The sequence below is a fragment of the Ancylobacter sp. VNQ12 genome (assembly GCF_049445835.1).
Taxonomy (GTDB): domain Bacteria; phylum Pseudomonadota; class Alphaproteobacteria; order Rhizobiales; family Xanthobacteraceae; genus Ancylobacter.
On the sequence record NZ_JBMSDU010000001.1, the window covers coordinates 669403 to 685996 of the forward strand.

A 16594-nucleotide genomic window follows, 5' to 3' on the forward strand; every position below is an offset into this window, starting at 1 on the left:
GGATCGGAAGCGGACTGCCACTCATGCGCCCCGCGCTCATCATCTTCGATTGCGACGGCGTGCTCATCGACAGCGAGGTGCTCAGCGCCGGCGCGCTGATCGGCACGCTGGCCAGCCATGGCGTCGAGGTCGACCTCGCCTTCGTCGCGCGCCATTTCATCGGCCGCTCCTATTCGGTGATCGTGAGCGAGGTGCGCGCGCGCTTCGGCATCGCGCTGCCCGAGAGCTTCGAGGCCGACTACCGCGCCCGCCTCATCGCCGCCTTCGAGGCGGGGCTGGCGGTGATGGACGGAGCGCTTGAGACGCTCGCCGCGCTCGACGTGCCGTTCTGCCTCGCCACCTCGTCGAGCCCGCAGCGGCTGGCCGCCTCGCTGCGCATCACCGGCCTTGACGGCGTGTTCGCCGGCCGCGCCTTCACCGCGAGCGAAGTGGCGCGCGGCAAGCCGGCGCCGGACCTGTTCCTGCATGCGGCCGCCCGCATGGGCGCCGATCCCAAGGCCTGCGTGGTAATCGAGGACAGCGGCGCCGGGCTGCTGGCGGGGCAGGCGGCGGGCATGGAGGTGTGGCACTTCACCGGCGGCAGCCATTTCCAGGTGATGGAGCTGCCTTTGCCGGAGGGCTTGCGGCCGCACCGCCATTTCGCCAGTTTCGCTGAGTTGCGGGCCGGGCGGCCCGATCTCTTCCCCGTTTCCGCTGACGTAGCCAATTCCGCATGAGCCTCACCGAGACCGACGCCTCCGCCGACGACCAGGCCGCCCGCGCCGCCTGGCTGTATTATGTTGGCGGGCTGACGCAGGACCAGATCGCCGGCGAGATGGGGGTGTCGCGCCAGCGCGCGCAGCGCCTCGTCAGCCGGGCGGTGGCGGCGGGGCTGATCCATGTTCGGCTCAACCATCATCTCGCGAGCTGCCTCGAACTGGAGAGCGCGCTGCGCGAGCGCTTCGATCTCGTGCGCTGCCGGGTGGTGCCGGGACTGGGGCCGGACCGCGATCCGGTGCGCGCCATCGCCCCGGCGGCGGCGGCGGAAATGGAGCGGGTGCTGCGCGAGACGCGGCCGCTGGTGATCGCGCTCGGCACGGGCCGCGCCCTGCGCGGCATGATCGAGGCGATGAACCCGACGGAGGCGCCGCAGCACCGGCTGGTCTCGCTGATCGGCAACATCGCGCCGGACGGCTCGGCCTCCTATTTCGACGTCATCATGCGGCTTGCGGAAAAGGTTCACGCGCCGCACTACCCGATGCCGGTGCCGGTGATCTCCGATACCGCCGAGGAGAATCTGACCTTCCAGTCGCTCGGGCCGGTGCGCAAGGTGCGCGAGCTGGCGCGCATGGCGGACGTCACCTTCGTCGGCGTCGGCCAGATGAGCCAGGACGCGCCGCTCCTGACCGACGGCTTCCTGAAACCCTCGGAGTTGCAGGAGATGCAGCGCGCCGGCGCGGTGGGCGAGGTCGCGGGCCGGGTGTTCGACGTCGATGGCCGCTACATGGAACTCGCCATCAACCAGCGCCTCGGCGGCATGCATGTGCCGGCGAGCGGGCGCGACCGGCCGGTGATCGGCATCGCGGCCGGCCCCTCCAAGATTACCGCCATCGCCGCCGCGCTGCGCGGGCGCATTCTCAACGGGCTGATCAGCGACGAGCCGACGGCGCGCGGCGTGCTGGGGATGTGAGGCGGTCTGGCACATCCTCGGGCAGACACGCTTTCCACCAACGCCGTGGAAGACATGGATGGCCGGGATCTACACCCTCTCCCCGAGGGGGAGAGGGTTGGGGTGAGGGGGCTCCACGGCTCCGCAATCGATAGAGCCCCTCACCGACCCGCTTCGCGGCCCACCTCTCCCCGACGGGGAGAGGGAAAGTTGGGCCGCTTCCTGCTTCCGCGTCACGACGGCGTGTGACGTGCTGCACCTGCACGAGCCCACGCAGGCCTTCATTGCGCTCGATTTCTCGAGCCCGCGGCGACAGCCCGCTCTCCCGCTTCAGCCCCATCCTCTCGCACCCGCAGCATAGGCGGGGGATTGACGCTTCGTCCGGTTGAGTGAATATTTGCCCGCAAGGCGATGAATTGCTCAAAGTCGCCAGGGAGGAAGCCATGACCATCTCTGCCCGCGCCCTGCTCGGCGCGTCGGTTCTGCTTGCCGCCACGGGTGTTGCCTCGGCGCAGACCACCATCACCGTTGCCACCGTGAACAATGGCGACATGATCCGCATGCAGCGCCTCATGCCGGACTTCAACGCCAAGCATCCCGACATCAAGGTCAACTGGGTGACGCTGGAAGAGAACGTGCTGCGCCAGCGCGTGACCACCGACATCGCCTCCAAGGGTGGCCAGTACGACGTGCTGACCATCGGCAATTACGAAGTGCCGATCTGGGCCAAGCAGAACTGGCTGCTGCCGCTCGACAATCTCGGCGCCGACTATGATCAGGCCGACCTGCTGCCGCAGGTGGCGCAGAGCCTCACCGTGGACGGCAAGCTCTATGCGGTGCCGTTCTACGCCGAGAGCTCCATGCTGATGTACCGTACCGACCTCTTGGAGAAGGCCGGGCTGAAGATGCCCGAGAACCCCGACTGGGACTTCATCGCCCAGGCCGCCGAGAAGATGACCGACAAGGGCGCCGGCGTGTACGGCATCTGCCTGCGCGGCAAGGCCGGCTGGGGCGAGAACATGGCGTTCCTCACCTCGATGAACAATTCCATGGGCGGCGCCTGGTTCGACATGCAGTGGAAGCCGCAATTCGACCAGCCCGAATGGAAGAAGACGCTCGACACCTATCTGAAGCTGATGACGAATTATGGCCCGCCCGGTTCCTCGTCCAATGGCTTTAACGAGAACCTCGCCCTGTTCCAGACCGGCAAATGCGGCATGTGGATCGACGCCACCGTCGCCGCCTCCTTCATCTCCGATCCGAAGGAATCCAAGGTCGCCGACAAGGTGAGCTTCGCCCCGGCGCCGACCCGCGCGGGCGGTTCGAACCACGGCAACTGGCTGTGGTCGTGGAACCTCGCCATCCCCGCCTCCTCGGCCAAGAAGGACGCGGCGAAGACCTTCGTCGCCTGGGCGACCTCGCCGGCCTACACCAAGCTGGTCGCCGAGAAGGAAGGCATCGCCAATGTGCCGCCGGGCACGCGCACCTCGCTCTACAAGAACGAGGCCTATCTCAAGGCCGCGCCCTTCGCGCCGATGACGCTGAAGGCCATTGAAGCCGCCAACACGCAGAAGCCCTCGGAGAAACAGGTGCCCTATACGGGCGGCCAGTTCGTCGCGATCCCCGAGTTCCAGGCGATCGGCACGGCGGTGGGCCAGCAATTCTCCGCCGCTCTCGCCGGCAAGGCGAGCGCCGCGCAGGCGCTGGCCGGCGCGCAGGCACTGACGACGCGCGAGATGACCCGCGCCGGCTATCCCAAATAGGGGGTCTGAATCCGCCCGCCGGCGCTCTCCCGCGCAGATGGGCGACCTGCCACGGCGCGGGATTCCCGCACCCCGCGCCGTGGCAGGGTTAAGCGCCGATCCATCGCGCTTTTCGCCGTCCTCACACGGAACCGGTTCCGACCGGCCAACCAGGGCCTCACCATGGCGACGCAAGCCTCCCGCATCGCAGGCCGGCTCATGCTCTCCCCGGCGGTCGTCCTGCTGTTTCTCTGGATGATCGTGCCGCTGGGCATGACCGTCTATTTCTCCTTCCTGCGCTTCAACCTCTTGATGCCGGGGACGGAGGAGTTCACCGGCTTCGAGAACTACACCTATTTCTTCACCGACCCGGCGTTCTGGCCGGCGCTGGTCAACACGCTGACCCTGGTGCTCGGCGTGCTCGCCGTCACGGTGATCGGCGGCATCGCGCTCGCCGTGCTGCTGGATCAGCCGATGTGGGGCACCGGCATCGTGCGCGTGCTGGTCATCGCGCCGTTCTTCGTCATGCCCAGCGTCTCGGCGCTGGTGTGGAAGAACATGCTGATGAACCCGGTGAACGGCCTGTTCGCCGCCTTGGCGCGCGGTATCGGGCTTGAGCCCGTCGACTTCTTCGCCGATGCGCCGCTCGCCTCGATCACCACCATCGTCGCCTGGCAATGGCTGCCCTTTGCGACGCTGATCCTGTTCACGGCGATGCAGAGCCTCGACCGCGAGCAGATGGAAGCGGCGGAGATGGATGGCGCCGGCCCGCTCTGGCGCTTCGTCCACCTGACGCTGCCGCATCTGACGCGGGCGATCACCGTGGTGGTGCTGATCCAGACCATCTTCCTGCTCTCGGTGTTCGCCGAGATCCTGGTGACCACCAATGGCGGCCCCGGAACCGCCTCCACCACGCTGACCTTCCTCGTCTACATGCAGTCCATGCTGCAATTCGACGTGGGTCTCGGCTCCGCCGGCGGCATCGTCGCCGTCATCCTCGCCAACATCGTCGCGATCTTCCTGATGCGGATGATCGGCAAGAACCTGGAGGGCTGAAGATGGCGCGCGAAGTCTCGACCGGCCGCAAGGCCGTCAACACCGCCATCGGCTGGGGCGTGGCGCTGCTGATCTTCTTCCCGATCCTGTGGACCTTCCTCACCTCGTTCAAGACCGAAGGCGACGCGATCGCCCAGCATCCCGCCTTCCTGTTCTTCGACTGGACGCTGGAGAACTACCACACGGTCAATGAGCGCTCGGACTACCTCGCGCATTTCTGGAACTCGGTGGTGATCTCGGTCGGCTCGACGCTGCTCGGGCTGGTCATCGCGGTGCCCGCCGCCTGGGCCATGGCCTTCGTGCCGGGCAAGCGCACCAAGGACCTCTTGATGTGGATGCTCTCCACCAAGATGCTGCCGGCGGTGGGCGTGCTGATCCCGATCTACCTGCTGGCGCGCGACACCGGCCTGCTCGACACCCGAACCGGCCTCGTCATCGTGCTGACGCTGGTCAACCTGCCGATCATCGTGTGGATGCTCTACACCTACTTCAAGGAGATCCCCGGCGAGATCCTGGAGGCCGCGCGGATGGACGGCGCCACGCTGTCCTCGGAAATCCTCTATGTGCTGACGCCGATGGCGGTGCCGGGCATCGCCTCGACGCTGCTGCTCAACATCATCCTCGCCTGGAACGAGAGCTTCTGGACGCTGAACCTCACCGCCGCCAACGCGGCGCCGCTGACCGCCTTCATCGCCAGCTATTCCAGCCCGGAAGGGCTGTTCTACGCCAAGCTCTCCGCCGCCAGCACCATGGCCATCGCGCCCATCCTCATCCTCGGCTGGTTCAGCCAGAAGCAACTCGTCCGCGGCCTCACCTTCGGCGCCGTGAAATAGGGAGACAGCCATGGGCGAGATCGTTCTTTCAGACGTGCGCAAGTCGTTCGGCGGCGTCTCCATCATCCAGGGCATCGACCTGCGCATCGAGGATGGCGAATTCGTCGTCTTCGTCGGCCCGTCCGGCTGCGGCAAGTCCACCTTGCTCAGGCTGATCGCCGGGCTGGAGGACACCACGTCCGGCATCATCTCCATCGACGGTAAGGACGCGACCAAGCTGCCGCCGGCACGGCGCGGCCTCGCCATGGTGTTCCAGAGCTATGCGCTCTACCCGCATATGAGCGTGCGCAAGAACATCGCCTTCCCGCTGCGCATGGCCGGCGCGACGGCGGCCGAGCAGGAGCGCAAGGTCGAGGCGGCGGCGAAGGTGCTGAACCTCACCCCCTATCTCGACCGCAAGCCCAGCCAGCTTTCCGGCGGCCAGCGCCAGCGCGTCGCCATCGGCCGCGCCATCGTGCGCGAGCCCTCGGCCTTCCTGTTCGACGAGCCGTTGTCGAACCTCGACGCCGCGCTGCGCGTCTCCATGCGGCAGGAGATTTCCGAGCTGCACCAGTCGCTCAAGACCACGATGATCTACGTCACCCATGATCAGGTCGAGGCCATGACCATGGCCGACAAGATCGTGGTGCTCAACGCCGGGCGGATCGAGCAGGTGGGCAGTCCGCTGGAGCTCTACAAGTCGCCGGCCAACCTCTTCGTCGCCGGCTTCATCGGCTCGCCGAAGATGAACCTGTTCGAGGGCGCCGAAGCCGCGAAGCACGGCGCGCATACGCTCGGCATCCGTCCCGAGCACATCGACATCGCCGCGGACGGCCCGTGGAAGGGGACGGTCGGCATTTGCGAGCATCTCGGCTCCGACACCTTCCTGAAGGTGCAGGTCGCGGGGATCGGGCCGCTCACCGTGCGCGCGGGCGGCGAGGTGGCGCTCGCCTATGGCGCGCCCGTCAGCCTCGCGCCGCAGCCCGGCAAGCTGCACCGCTTCGACGCCGCCGGACAGGCGATCGCGTGATTTCCCCTGCCGCCCGCCCGATCTTCGCGCGGGCGGCGGCAACCGAATGGCTCAAGAGACATGACCCTGCCCGCCGTATCGCTTCCCGCCTATGACCGTGCCTCGTTGAGGCCGGGCATCGTCCATATCGGGCTGGGCAATTTCCACCGCGCGCATCAGGCGGTCTATCTCGACGACCTGTTCGCGCGGGGCGAGGGGCATGACTGGGCGATCATCGGCGCCGGCGTACGCTCGACCGACGCCCGCATGCGCGAGGCGCTGAAGGCGCAGGACTGCCTGTCCACCGTCATCGAGCTAGACCCGCAGGGCAAGAGCGCGCGCCGCATCGGCGCGATGATCGACTTCCTGCCTGTTGTGTCAGGCAATGGCGCGCTGATCGCCGCCATGTCGCGGCCGGAAATCCGCATCGTCAGCCTCACCGTGACGGAGGGCGGCTATTTCATGGATCCGGCCGGCCAACTCGACACGAGCGCGCCGGAGATCGTGGCAGATGCCGCCCATCCGGACCGGCCGGAAACCGCTTTCGGCGCCATCCTCGCGGCGCTCAAACTCCGCCGCGCGGCCGGCATTCCGCCCTTCACCGTGATGTCCTGCGACAACCTCCCCGGCAATGGCCATGTCACCCGCCAGGTGGTGGTCGGGCTCGCCCGGCTGTTCGATGCCGAGCTGGCCGACTGGGTCGACGCCCATGTCGCGTTCCCCAATGGCATGGTCGACCGCATCACCCCCGCCACCGGCGAGCGCGAGCGCGCTTTGGCGGCGGCGTTCGGGCTCGATGATCCGGTGCCCGTCACCTGCGAGCCGTTCCGGCAATGGGTGCTGGAGGACCATTTCCCCGCCGGCCGGCCGGCGCTGGAAAAGGTTGGCGTCATCTTCACCGATCAGGTGCACGCCTATGAGGCGATGAAGATCCGCATCCTCAATGGCGGCCATGCCATCATCGCCTATCCCGGCGGGCTGATGGATATCGAGCTGGTCCATGAGGACATGGAGGAAAAGCTGGTCTCCGGCTTCCTCGACAAGGTGGAGGCTGAGGAGATCATCCCCATCGTGCCGCCGGTGCCGGACACCGATCTGAACGACTATTACGCCGTCATCCGCGAGCGCTTCGCCAATCCCGAAGTGGCGGACACGGTGCGCCGGCTCTGCCTCGACGGCTCGAACCGGCAGCCGAAATTCATCGTACCCTCGATCCGCGACAACCGCGCCGCCGGGCGGCTGCCGAAGGGGTTGATCCTCTTGTCCGCGCTGTGGTGCCGCTACTGCGCCGGCACCACGGACAGCGGCACCGTGATCGAGCCGAACGATCCCAATTGGGACGAGCTGACGCGGCGCGCGCAGCAGGCGAAGACCGAGCCTTCCGTCTGGCTTGCCATGACCGAGGTCTATGGCGATCTGGGTGAGGATCCGCAAGTCGCGGCCGCCTTCGCGCAGGCGCTCGACGCGCTGTGGAGCAAGGGGACACGTACCGTACTGGCCGACTATCTGCGCGGCTGATCGCTATACAGGGTTCAGGCGGTGCGCTATTGCCGCCCCGCCCCGCGCCAAGGACACGACACATGCCCGCTCCCGCTTCGACATCGCCGGTGATCCTGTGTGCCGGTGAGGCGCTGATCGACATGGTGCCGCGGCAGACTCCGGAGGGGCAGGCCTTCCTGCCGCTGCCGGGCGGCGCGGTGTTCAACACCGCCATCGCCAGCGCGCGCCTCGGCGCCCCGACCGCGTTCTGGTACGGGCTGTCGACCGACATGTTCGGCGTCCAGCTGCGCACGGCGCTGGCGGATGCCGGCGTCGACACGGGTCTCTGCCGGCCCTCCGACCGGCGCTCGACGCTGGCTTTCGTCACGCTGGTCGAGGGGCAGGCGCGCTATCTCTTCCTTGACGAGAACACTGCCGGCCGCATGCTCACCCCGGCGGACCTGCCGGAGATCCCGGCGTCGGTGCAGGCGCTTTTCGTCGGCGGCATCAGCCTTGTCGGCGAGCCGGTCGGCTCGGCCATGGAGGCGCTGGCGACGCGGGTGGCGGGCGACGGGCAGGGCAGGCTGATCATGCTCGATCCCAATATCCGCCCCGGCTTCATTCGCGACGAGACGGCCTATCGCGCCCGCATCCAGCGGCTCATCGGCCTTGCCCATGTGGTGAAGCTGTCGGACGAGGACCTGTTCTGGCTGATGGGGGAGGGCGATGTCGCCGAGGCGGCGCGTGCGGTGCAGGCGCTGGGGCCGCGCCTCCTGCTGGTGACGCAGGGCGCGAGCGGGGCGCGGGCCATCGGCGCCGGGCTCGATGTCGAGGTGCCCGCCCCGAAGGTGACGGTGGTCGACACGGTCGGCGCGGGCGATACGTTCAACGCCGCCTTCCTCGCGGCGCTGGCGCAGCGCGACGCGCTGTCGCCGGACGCGGTGGCGGCGCTGGGGAATGGCGAACTTACCGAGGCGCTCGCCTTCGCGACGCGCGCGGCGGCGATCTCGGTCACGCGGGCCGGTGCCAACCCGCCCTGGCGGCACGAGATGGAAGGGCCGGTCTGAGGACCGGCCCCTTCGTTCGGGTCGCAAGGATCAGCGGAACAGGTCGTTGAACTGGTCCTTGATCTTGGCGGCGTTCTTCTCCAGCGCAGCATAGTCGACCGGCAGGATGGTCAGCTCCGAGACCTTCGGGCTGCCGGCTGGCGGGTCGATGTCCGAGCGGGCGGAATAGCCGCCATCGGCCGGGAAGACCTTCTGCGCCGCCGGGCTGATCATGAACTCGGCAAAGGCCTTGGCGGCATTCGGGTTCGGGCTGCCCTTCACCACGGCGGTGGGCGAGGGGATCACGAAGGTGCCGTCGGCGGGATAGACGGTGACGATATCGTGGCCGTCCTTGCGGTCCTCGGCGGCGTAGGAATCGAGTGCGCCGACGGCAATCAGCCGCTCGCCGCGCTTGAGGTTGTCCGAGACCTGCTGGTTCCCCTGCACCACCATGACGTCGTTGTCGGCGAGCTTCTTGTAGTAGTCCCAGCCCAGCTTCTGCGACAGCGTGCCGACCACGGAGAGCTGGAGCGACGTGAAGGACGGGTCCGTCATCACCAGCTTGCCGTCATATTTGGCATCGGTGAGGTCGGTCCACTTGGCCGGGCGGTCGGCGGCAGGAATCTTGTCGCCGCGCATATAGATGGTGATGAGGTTCAGCCGCTGGCCGATCCAGTTGCCGTTCGGGTCCTTCGCCTCGGCCGGGATCTTGTCGAAATCCTTGGGCTTGAAGGCGACGAACAGCCCCTGTTCGGTCATGACGTTGGAGGCGGCGGGGTCGGAGGTGGTCAGCACGTCGGCCGCGACGCGGCCGGCGGAGGCCTCCTGGTTGAAGCGGCGCAGGATGGCCGAGCCGCCGGAGCGGAACAGCTCCACCTTGATGCCGGTCTGCTCCTCGAACATCCGCGCGAGCTTGTTGGCCTGCTCGATCGGGGTCGAGGTGTACCAGACCACCTTGCCCTCGCTCTTGGCCTTGGCGAGGTCGACTTCCTGGGCGAGGGCGGTGCCGGCGAGCGTGAACCCGCCGATCATCAGACCCAGACCTGCGGCAACGCCGGCTACGACGCTGCGGCGCGTCGCCTTCACTATCGTGGTCGTCATTGAATCCTCCCGGAGTGTTGTTTTGTTCTGGCGTCAGGCGTCCCGTCGGATCAGCCGCGATAGAGCGGCTCCGGCTGGGTGAAGAAGGCGTGCAGGATGTGGAGCACCAGCATGTAGTTCTTCTGCTGGAACGAGGCGTGCGAGATGCCCGGCATCACGGCGAACTGCTTGTCGGAATTGGGCAGGCGCCTGAAGAATTCGATCAGGTCGTCGAAGCTGGCGATGCCGTCATACTCGCCGCGCATCACGATGGTCGGTGGGGTGATCTTTGCCGGATCGATCACCGGCAGCTTGGTGCACATGTCGATATAGGTGCCGTTCGGCATGGAATCGTCGAGCGCGAGGATGCCGTCGGCAAAGGCTTCGATCACCTTGTCCTCGGCGGTGCCGGGGTGGTCGCGGTTGAAGATCGAGTAGACGAACGCCTTGTCGATCGGGCGGCGTCCGCCGGCCGGGAAGTCCGGCAGCTTCTTGCGCCGGTTCTCCAGCGTGTGGCTGCCCTCGCCGGTCCACACGAAGGCGTCGAGCGCGAGGCGCCGCACCCGTTCGGGGTGAAGCTGGGCGAAGGTGGCGGCGCGCAGCGCGCCCGAGGAGATGCCGTAGACGAGGAAGTCCTCGACCCCGCTCTCGCGCATGATGTAGTCGGTCGCGGCCTTGAGGTCGGCCGCGCCCTCGGCGATGGTCGCCTGCGTGCCCGGCCGCTTGTCGGAGCGGCCATAGCCGCGCATGTCGACGGTCCAGGTCTCAAAACCCTTGTCGACGAAATAGTCCATCGCCGACGACCACGGCCGTCCGGGCACCTGAAGGTCGAAGGTCGGCTGCGAGGCCATGGAGGAGCCGTGCACGAACAGCACGGTGCCGGTTTTGGCCTGGCCTTCCGGCGCCTTCTGCCAGAGGAACAGCTCGGCGTCGCCGTTGCGGGTCCAGTGCTCGCGGCCGTTCACGGCCGGCTTCAGCGCGGTTGCGCCCTGCATGATCAACTCCTTGGGTCAGTGAATCTAGGCGGCCGCGCGGGCCGGCTCGGCCACATGCGGGAAGACGCTGCATTCGGCGGCGTCGATGGCGAGGAACACCTCGTCGCCGACGCCGAATTGTTCGAGCGGATGGGTCTGCGCCCGCAGCACGGTGCCGGTGGGCAGTTCGACCCAGTATTCCGAGAGATTGCCGAGATAGGTCCGCTCGGTGACGCGGGCACTGAGCCGGTGCTCCTCGCTGCGGGCGCGCGCGAGCCGCAGGTTCTCCGGCCGCACCGCGATGTCGACCGCCTGGCCCGCCTTGACGCTGTCGCCGAGCCGCGCGAACCCGTCGAATTCCATGCCGTCGATGATCACCACGGGCGCCTCGCCCGCGCCGGCGCGCACCTCGCCCGGCAGGAAGTTCACGATGCCCATGAAGTCGGCGACGATCTTGTTGGCCGGCCGGCGATAGACCTCGTCCGGCGTGCCGTATTGCTGGAGCTCGCCGCCATGCATCACCGCGATCTGGTCGGAGAGCGCGAGCGCCTCGGCCTGGTCGTGCGTCACGTAGACGAAGGTGATGCCGGTGCGGCGCTGGAGCTGCTTCAGCTCGACGCGCATCTTCTCGCGCAGCTTGGCGTCGAGATTGGACAGCGGCTCGTCGAGCAGCAGGATGCCCGGCTCCACCACGAGGCTGCGCGCCAGCGCCACGCGCTGCTGCTGGCCGCCGGAGAGTTCGTTGGGCAGGCGGTTCTCCAGCCCGCCGAGATTGACCAGCGCCAGCGTGTCGAGCACCTTCCGCCGCGCCTCGACGGCGGGCACCTTGCGCAGCTTGAGCCCGAAGACGACGTTCTCGAACACCGTCTTGTGCGGCCACACCGCGTAGTTCTGGAACACCATGCCCATGCCGCGCCGGTCCGGCGGGGCGACGCCCTCCGGCGAGGACACCACCGTATTGTCGACCCGGATGGTGCCGGCGTCCGGCGTGACATAGCCGGCGATCAGCCGCAGCGTGGTGGTCTTGCCGCAGCCGGAAGGGCCGAGCAGCGTCACGAACTGGTTGTCCTTGATCTCGAGGTCCAGGCCGCGCAGCGCGGCCATCCCCGAGTCCTTCCCGCCATAGAATTTCGACAGGCACTTGATGATGATGCCAGCCATCAGCCCATAACTCCGGTGCGCGAATTGCCTGAATCGCCGGTCTTGAGGCCGAGCCGGCTCCCGCCGAAGCGGCGGGCGATGCCGATGGCGACGGCGATGATGATCATGTTGACGATGGCGAGCGCGGCGACGGGCTCGGTGTAGCCGGTCTCGTAGAGGTTGTAGACCGCGACCGCCAAGGTGATGGACGTGGAGGAGAACAGCAGGATCGAGGCGGAGAGCTCCTGGATCACCGGCACGAATACCAGGAGCCAGCCGGCGAACAGGCCGGGCTTTATCAGCGGCAGGGTGATCTCCTTCATGGTGGTGCCCCATGAGGCGCCGAGGATGCGCGCGCTTTCCTCCAGCGAAGGGTCGATCTGGCGCAGCGAGGAGTTCGCCGCGCGCACGCCGAGCGGGACGTAGCGCCCGACATAGGCCAGCAGCAGGATGGCGAAGGTGCCATAGAGCGCGATCGGCATGGCCAGCCAGAACTGCAGCAGCGCCACCGCCATCACGATGCCCGGCAGGCCGAGCGGGATGAGCGAGGCGTAGTCGAGGAAGCGCCGCCCCGGCAGCTTTGTGCGGATGTCGATCCACGAGATGATGGCGCCGAGCAGCACGCAGGCCGTGGCGGCGATGGTCGCCAGCATCAGGCTGTTCATGATGGCGCGCCGCGTCACGTCATAGTCGATGAGCACGAAGCGGTAGTTCTCCAGCGTGAGGTTCTGCCAGAAATTGAGGCCCCACGACTTGGAGAAGGACACCGCGATCAGCGTGCCATAGGGCAGCACGATGGCGACGATGAAGGTGAGCACGCAGGCCGCGAACAGCACCCAGCGCCACGGCCCGAGATCCATCAATTGCGGGCGCGCGCCCTTGCCGGCGAGCGTCACATAGGAGCGGCGGGCGAGGAAGGAGCGCTGCAGGTACAGCGCCACGACGGTGATGGCGATGAACAGCAGCGACAGCGCCGAGGCGGTGCCGAGCTGCGGGGGATAGTCGAACAGCGAGTAGATGCGCGTCGGCAGCGTGACGATGCGGCCGGGCAGGCCGATGATGGCCTGCGAGCCGAACAGCGCGATGGCGTTGACGAAGGCCAGCAGCGTGCCCGACAGCACCGCCGGCGCCACCAGCGGCAGGGTGATGGTCAGCGCCGTGCGCAGCTTGCTCGCGCCGAGGATCTGCGCCGCCTCCTCATAGGAGGCGTCGACCGATTGCAGCGCACTCGATGCCAGCAGGTACACGAAGGGGAAGGTGTGCAGCACGGTCACGAAGACCAGGCCGCTCATGGTGAAGATGTTGAAGCCGATATCCAGCCCCAGCACCTCGCGCAGCACCACGTTGATCAGCCCGGCATTCGGGCTGAACAGGTTGACGAAGGCGATGGCGGTGAGGAAGGGCGGCGAGAGATAGGACAGCGTCGCCGTGACCTGGATCAGGCCCTTGCCGGGCACGTTGGTGCGGCTCACCGCCCAGGCCAGCGGCACGCCGATGACGACGCTGAGCAGCCCCGTCCAGGCGCCGAGCACGAGCGAGTTGCCGAGCGCCCGGAGATAGGAGCGGCCGGACAGCGCCTCGGCGAAGAATTCGGTGGTGAAGTGCCCGTCCTGCCAGACGCTTGCCAGCACCAGCGAGGCCACGGGGAGAATGACCAGAATGGTCAGTGCCACGATGGCGGCGCCGATCACCAGGTTCTCTAAGCGCAGCCAGTTCGGCAAGCCGGCCGCGCGCGACGGGGTCGCGATCGTAACTAGTGCCATGTTTCCTCCCGGTGCCGGCGCATGTTGTGTTTTCTGCGCTTCGGCATGGATGTCGCCGCGCCCTTTGCGAGCGCGGCGTCGTGTCAGGCGAACGGGTTGCTCAGCGTGCCGAGGCCGGAGATCGACATGGTCACGTTGTCGCCGGCCTTCAGGAATTTCGGCGGGTTGAAGCCGAGGCCGACGCCGGCCGGCGTGCCGGTGGCGATCAGGTCGCCGGGCACCAGCGTCGTGCCGGCGGAGATGGTCTCGATCAGGCCGGGAATGTCGAAGATCAGGTCGCGCGTATTGGCGTCCTGCCGCAGCTCGCCATTGACCCAGGTCTTCACCTGAAGGTTCTGCGCGTCGACCTCGTCCGAGGTGGTGATCCACGGGCCCATCGGGCAGAAGGTGTCGAGCGCTTTGCCGAGGAACCACTGCTTGTGGTTCTTCTGCCGGTCGCGGGCGGTGACGTCGTTGATGATGGTGTAGCCGAAGATGTGCTTCAGCGCGTCCGCACGAGAGATGTCGCGCCCGCCCTTGCCGATGACGATGGTAAGCTCGACCTCGTAGTCGACCGCGCTGGTAACGCGGGGGTGGGTGTCGACCGCGGCGCCCGGGCCGACGACGCAGGTGCCCGGCTTGGTGAACACCGCCGGATAGTCGTCGATCTCCGCGCCTTTCACCGCGCCGGCCTCGTAGCCGGAATTGGCGAACTCCTTGGCGTGGTCGCGATAATTCTTGCCGACGCAGAAGATGTTGCGCGTGGGGTGAGGAATCGGCGCGAGCAGATGGACGTCGGAGAGGTCCATGCCGTTGCCGTTCATGCGGATGGCCGGGGCGATCTCGTCGAAGCGGCGGATGAGGTCGACCATGTCGGCAGCATCGACCGTGTAGATGCGCTCGGCATCGGCGTCGACGAGGCCGACCTGCTCGCGTCCGGCGTGGAAGAATGTCGCGAACTTCATTTCTTGTCCTTGATTGGTTGACCAATTTGACCTTTTATGGGCCTATTGGTTCAAAAGCTCACAACCAGGTCAAGAGGATTTCGAGTGGAAATCCGCAAAATTACGAGAGAATATGCTTTGGTTGATCGTGAAAATTGGTATACCAAATACTTAGTGCAAGATGAGTGGGCGCATGGATCGGGTTCTGGTTGACCGCAAGCCGACGGCATTGGTTCAGGATTTCCTGAGTGGGGCGATCAATTCCGGCGCCTATCCCGCGGGTGCCAAGCTGCCGACCGAGCGCGCCATCGCCGAGGAGCTGGGCGTGCCGCGTTCCGCCGTGCGCGATGTGCTTTCCGTGCTGGAGGCGCAGGGATGGGTGGTGCGGATCGTCGGCAGCGGCACCTATGTCGCCAAGCGTGACGTGATCGAACCGGCGCCTTCCGTGCCGAGCGATGCGAGCCCGACCGAGATCATGGCGGCCCGCCTCATCTTCGAGCCGCGTCTCGCCCAGCTGGTGGTGATGAACGCCAAGGCGGCCGATTTCGAGCGAATGGAGGACTATACGCGCCGAGGCGAGGTGGCCGACGATTTCGAGGAGTTCGAGCACTGGGACGCGATGCTGCACGAGGCCATTGCCGAGGCGACGCATAACCCGCTCATCGTCGCCATCTACGCCACCATCACCGCGGCGCGGGAGCTGGCGGAATGGGGCCAGCTGAAGCGTCTCACCATCACTGCCGAGCGCCGCGACGCCTATCGGCAGGAGCACCGGGAGATCGTCGCCGCGCTGCGCGCCCGCGACGGCCGGGCGGCAGAGGCGGCACTTACGGCCCATCTCCTGCGTGTGCGGCGCAATCTGCTCGGCGAGTAAGGCATCGCCAAGCTTCTCGCGAGAGGGGCACTTGCTTGACGGCGCCCGGCTTCGGGGCTCCGATGCCGCCTCCTCGAAAGTCCAGCGAGACCTGTCCCCCATGCGGCTGCCGTCGACCCAAGCCCTGCGTGCGCTCGAAGCCTTCGCCCGCTACGGCACCGTCTGGCAGGCCGCGACCGAGCTGAACATCACCCGCAGCGCCGTCAGCCATCAGCTGCGCTTCCTCGAACAGGATCTCGGCTTCGCGCTGCTCCAGCGCGCCGGCAAGGGCGTGACGCTGACACCGCAGGGCCGGCGTTACGCCGCCGATGTGCGCACCGCGCTCGCTTTGCTCGCCGACGCGGCGGTGCAGTATGGCGACCGCGGCCTGTTGCAGGGTGCGATCACCGTGAGCTCGACGCCCGGTTTCGCCTCGTTCTGGCTGTGCACCCATGTCGCCGAGTTCAAGCAGCTCTATCCCGACGTGACGCTGCGCATCGTCACGCCGCCGCGGCTGGAGGATGTCGAGGCGTCCGGCGTCGACGCCTTCATCGCCTATGGCGATGGCGACTGGCCGCGCCACAGCGTGGAACTGCTGAGCCTGGTGGATTTCATGCCGGTGTGCAGTCCGGTGCTGCTCAACCAGGTCGGCGGCCTGAACGAGCCGGTCGATGTGTTCCGCTCGGTACTGCTGCATCTCGACGGCCTCGGCGACTGGCTCACCTGGCTGGCGGCGGCCGGCGTGGTGGCGCCGCGCACCGACCGCGGCGTCATCTTTTCCGACATGAACCTCGTGCTCGCCGCGGCGCTGGCCGGGCAGGGCATCGCCATTGGCGACAATTTCGCCTGCCATCACGCCATCGAGACCGGCCGGCTGGTGCGTCCCTTCGATCTCGCGATCCGCGCCACGCGGGCGTATTATTTCGTCACGCCGCGCGACCGGCCCGGCAACCCGGCGATACAGGCTTTCGCCAACTGGATGAAGTCGCGGCTCGTGCAGACCGCGACAGTGATGCATCCCTAGGCGCTGCCCGAAGGCTGCCCAGAGGCGAGGCAGTGGGGTGAATTT

At 67.2% G+C, this 16594-nt stretch carries 15 protein-coding genes; 10 read left to right on the forward strand and 5 right to left on the reverse strand.

Annotated elements, in window-relative coordinates; translation table 11 throughout:
- Positions 1-23: 23 nt before the first annotated feature.
- The 8 genes from ACO2RV_RS03115 (at position 24) to ACO2RV_RS03150 (ending at position 8813) form a co-directional block, all read left to right on the forward strand.
- Positions 24-716 carry an HAD family hydrolase gene (locus ACO2RV_RS03115; RefSeq protein ID WP_423289687.1) on the forward strand — a complete coding sequence of 231 codons (693 nt, stop codon included), beginning with the start codon at positions 24-26 and terminating at the stop codon, positions 714-716.
- Positions 713-1669, forward strand: coding sequence for a sugar-binding transcriptional regulator (locus ACO2RV_RS03120; RefSeq protein ID WP_423289689.1), 957 nt, complete (start codon positions 713-715; stop codon positions 1667-1669). Before ACO2RV_RS03115 ends, ACO2RV_RS03120 begins: the two co-directional genes overlap by 4 nt.
- Positions 1670-2091: 422 nt before the next feature.
- Complete coding sequence (locus ACO2RV_RS03125) at positions 2092-3411, forward strand: ABC transporter substrate-binding protein (RefSeq protein ID WP_423289691.1); 1320 nt, start codon at positions 2092-2094, stop codon at positions 3409-3411.
- A gap of 162 nt (positions 3412-3573) precedes the next feature.
- Positions 3574-4446, forward strand: coding sequence for a carbohydrate ABC transporter permease (locus tag ACO2RV_RS03130; RefSeq protein WP_423289693.1), 873 nt, complete (start codon positions 3574-3576; stop codon positions 4444-4446).
- A gap of 2 nt (positions 4447-4448) precedes the next feature.
- Positions 4449-5279 (forward strand): carbohydrate ABC transporter permease, encoded by an 831-nt coding sequence (locus ACO2RV_RS03135; protein ID WP_423289695.1) that lies wholly within the window; start codon positions 4449-4451, stop codon positions 5277-5279.
- Between the two features lie 10 nt (positions 5280-5289).
- A complete protein-coding gene (locus tag ACO2RV_RS03140) occupies positions 5290-6288 on the forward strand; it encodes an ABC transporter ATP-binding protein (RefSeq protein ID WP_423289697.1) in 999 nt (332 codons plus the stop codon).
- 60 nt (positions 6289-6348) lie between these two features.
- Positions 6349-7785 (forward strand): mannitol dehydrogenase family protein, encoded by a 1437-nt coding sequence (locus ACO2RV_RS03145; RefSeq protein ID WP_423289699.1) that lies wholly within the window; start codon positions 6349-6351, stop codon positions 7783-7785.
- Between the two features lie 62 nt (positions 7786-7847).
- Positions 7848-8813: a carbohydrate kinase family protein gene (locus ACO2RV_RS03150; RefSeq protein WP_423289701.1), complete on the forward strand. Its 966-nt coding sequence runs from the start codon at positions 7848-7850 to the stop codon at positions 8811-8813.
- A gap of 30 nt (positions 8814-8843) precedes the next feature.
- Here the strand turns inward: ACO2RV_RS03150 and ACO2RV_RS03155 are convergent, their stop codons facing one another.
- The 5 genes from ACO2RV_RS03155 to ACO2RV_RS03175 all read right to left on the reverse strand — a co-directional run bounded on the left by ACO2RV_RS03155 (position 8844) and on the right by ACO2RV_RS03175 (position 14693).
- Positions 8844-9893, reverse strand: coding sequence for an ABC transporter substrate-binding protein (locus tag ACO2RV_RS03155; protein WP_423289703.1), 1050 nt, complete (start codon positions 9891-9893; stop codon positions 8844-8846).
- Between the two features lie 50 nt (positions 9894-9943).
- On the reverse strand, positions 9944-10867 hold the full coding sequence (locus ACO2RV_RS03160) for an alpha/beta hydrolase (RefSeq protein ID WP_423289705.1): 924 nt from the start codon (positions 10865-10867) through the stop codon (positions 9944-9946).
- Positions 10868-10891: 24 nt separating this feature from the next.
- Positions 10892-12007 (reverse strand): ABC transporter ATP-binding protein, encoded by a 1116-nt coding sequence (locus ACO2RV_RS03165; RefSeq protein WP_423289707.1) that lies wholly within the window; start codon positions 12005-12007, stop codon positions 10892-10894.
- Complete coding sequence (locus ACO2RV_RS03170; protein WP_423289709.1) at positions 12007-13749, reverse strand: ABC transporter permease; 1743 nt, start codon at positions 13747-13749, stop codon at positions 12007-12009. Before ACO2RV_RS03170 ends, ACO2RV_RS03165 begins: the two co-directional genes overlap by 1 nt.
- Positions 13750-13832: 83 nt before the next feature.
- On the reverse strand, positions 13833-14693 hold the full coding sequence (locus ACO2RV_RS03175; RefSeq protein ID WP_423289711.1) for a fumarylacetoacetate hydrolase family protein: 861 nt from the start codon (positions 14691-14693) through the stop codon (positions 13833-13835).
- Between the two features lie 172 nt (positions 14694-14865).
- Between ACO2RV_RS03175 and ACO2RV_RS03180 the strand changes: the two genes are divergently transcribed.
- Together ACO2RV_RS03180 and ACO2RV_RS03185 are read left to right on the forward strand one after the other, a co-directional pair.
- Positions 14866-15546, forward strand: coding sequence for a FadR/GntR family transcriptional regulator (locus ACO2RV_RS03180; RefSeq protein WP_423289713.1), 681 nt, complete (start codon positions 14866-14868; stop codon positions 15544-15546).
- A gap of 100 nt (positions 15547-15646) precedes the next feature.
- Entirely contained in the window at positions 15647-16549 is a 903-nt protein-coding gene (locus ACO2RV_RS03185) for a LysR substrate-binding domain-containing protein (protein WP_423289715.1), read from the forward strand.
- Positions 16550-16594 lie beyond the last annotated feature (45 nt).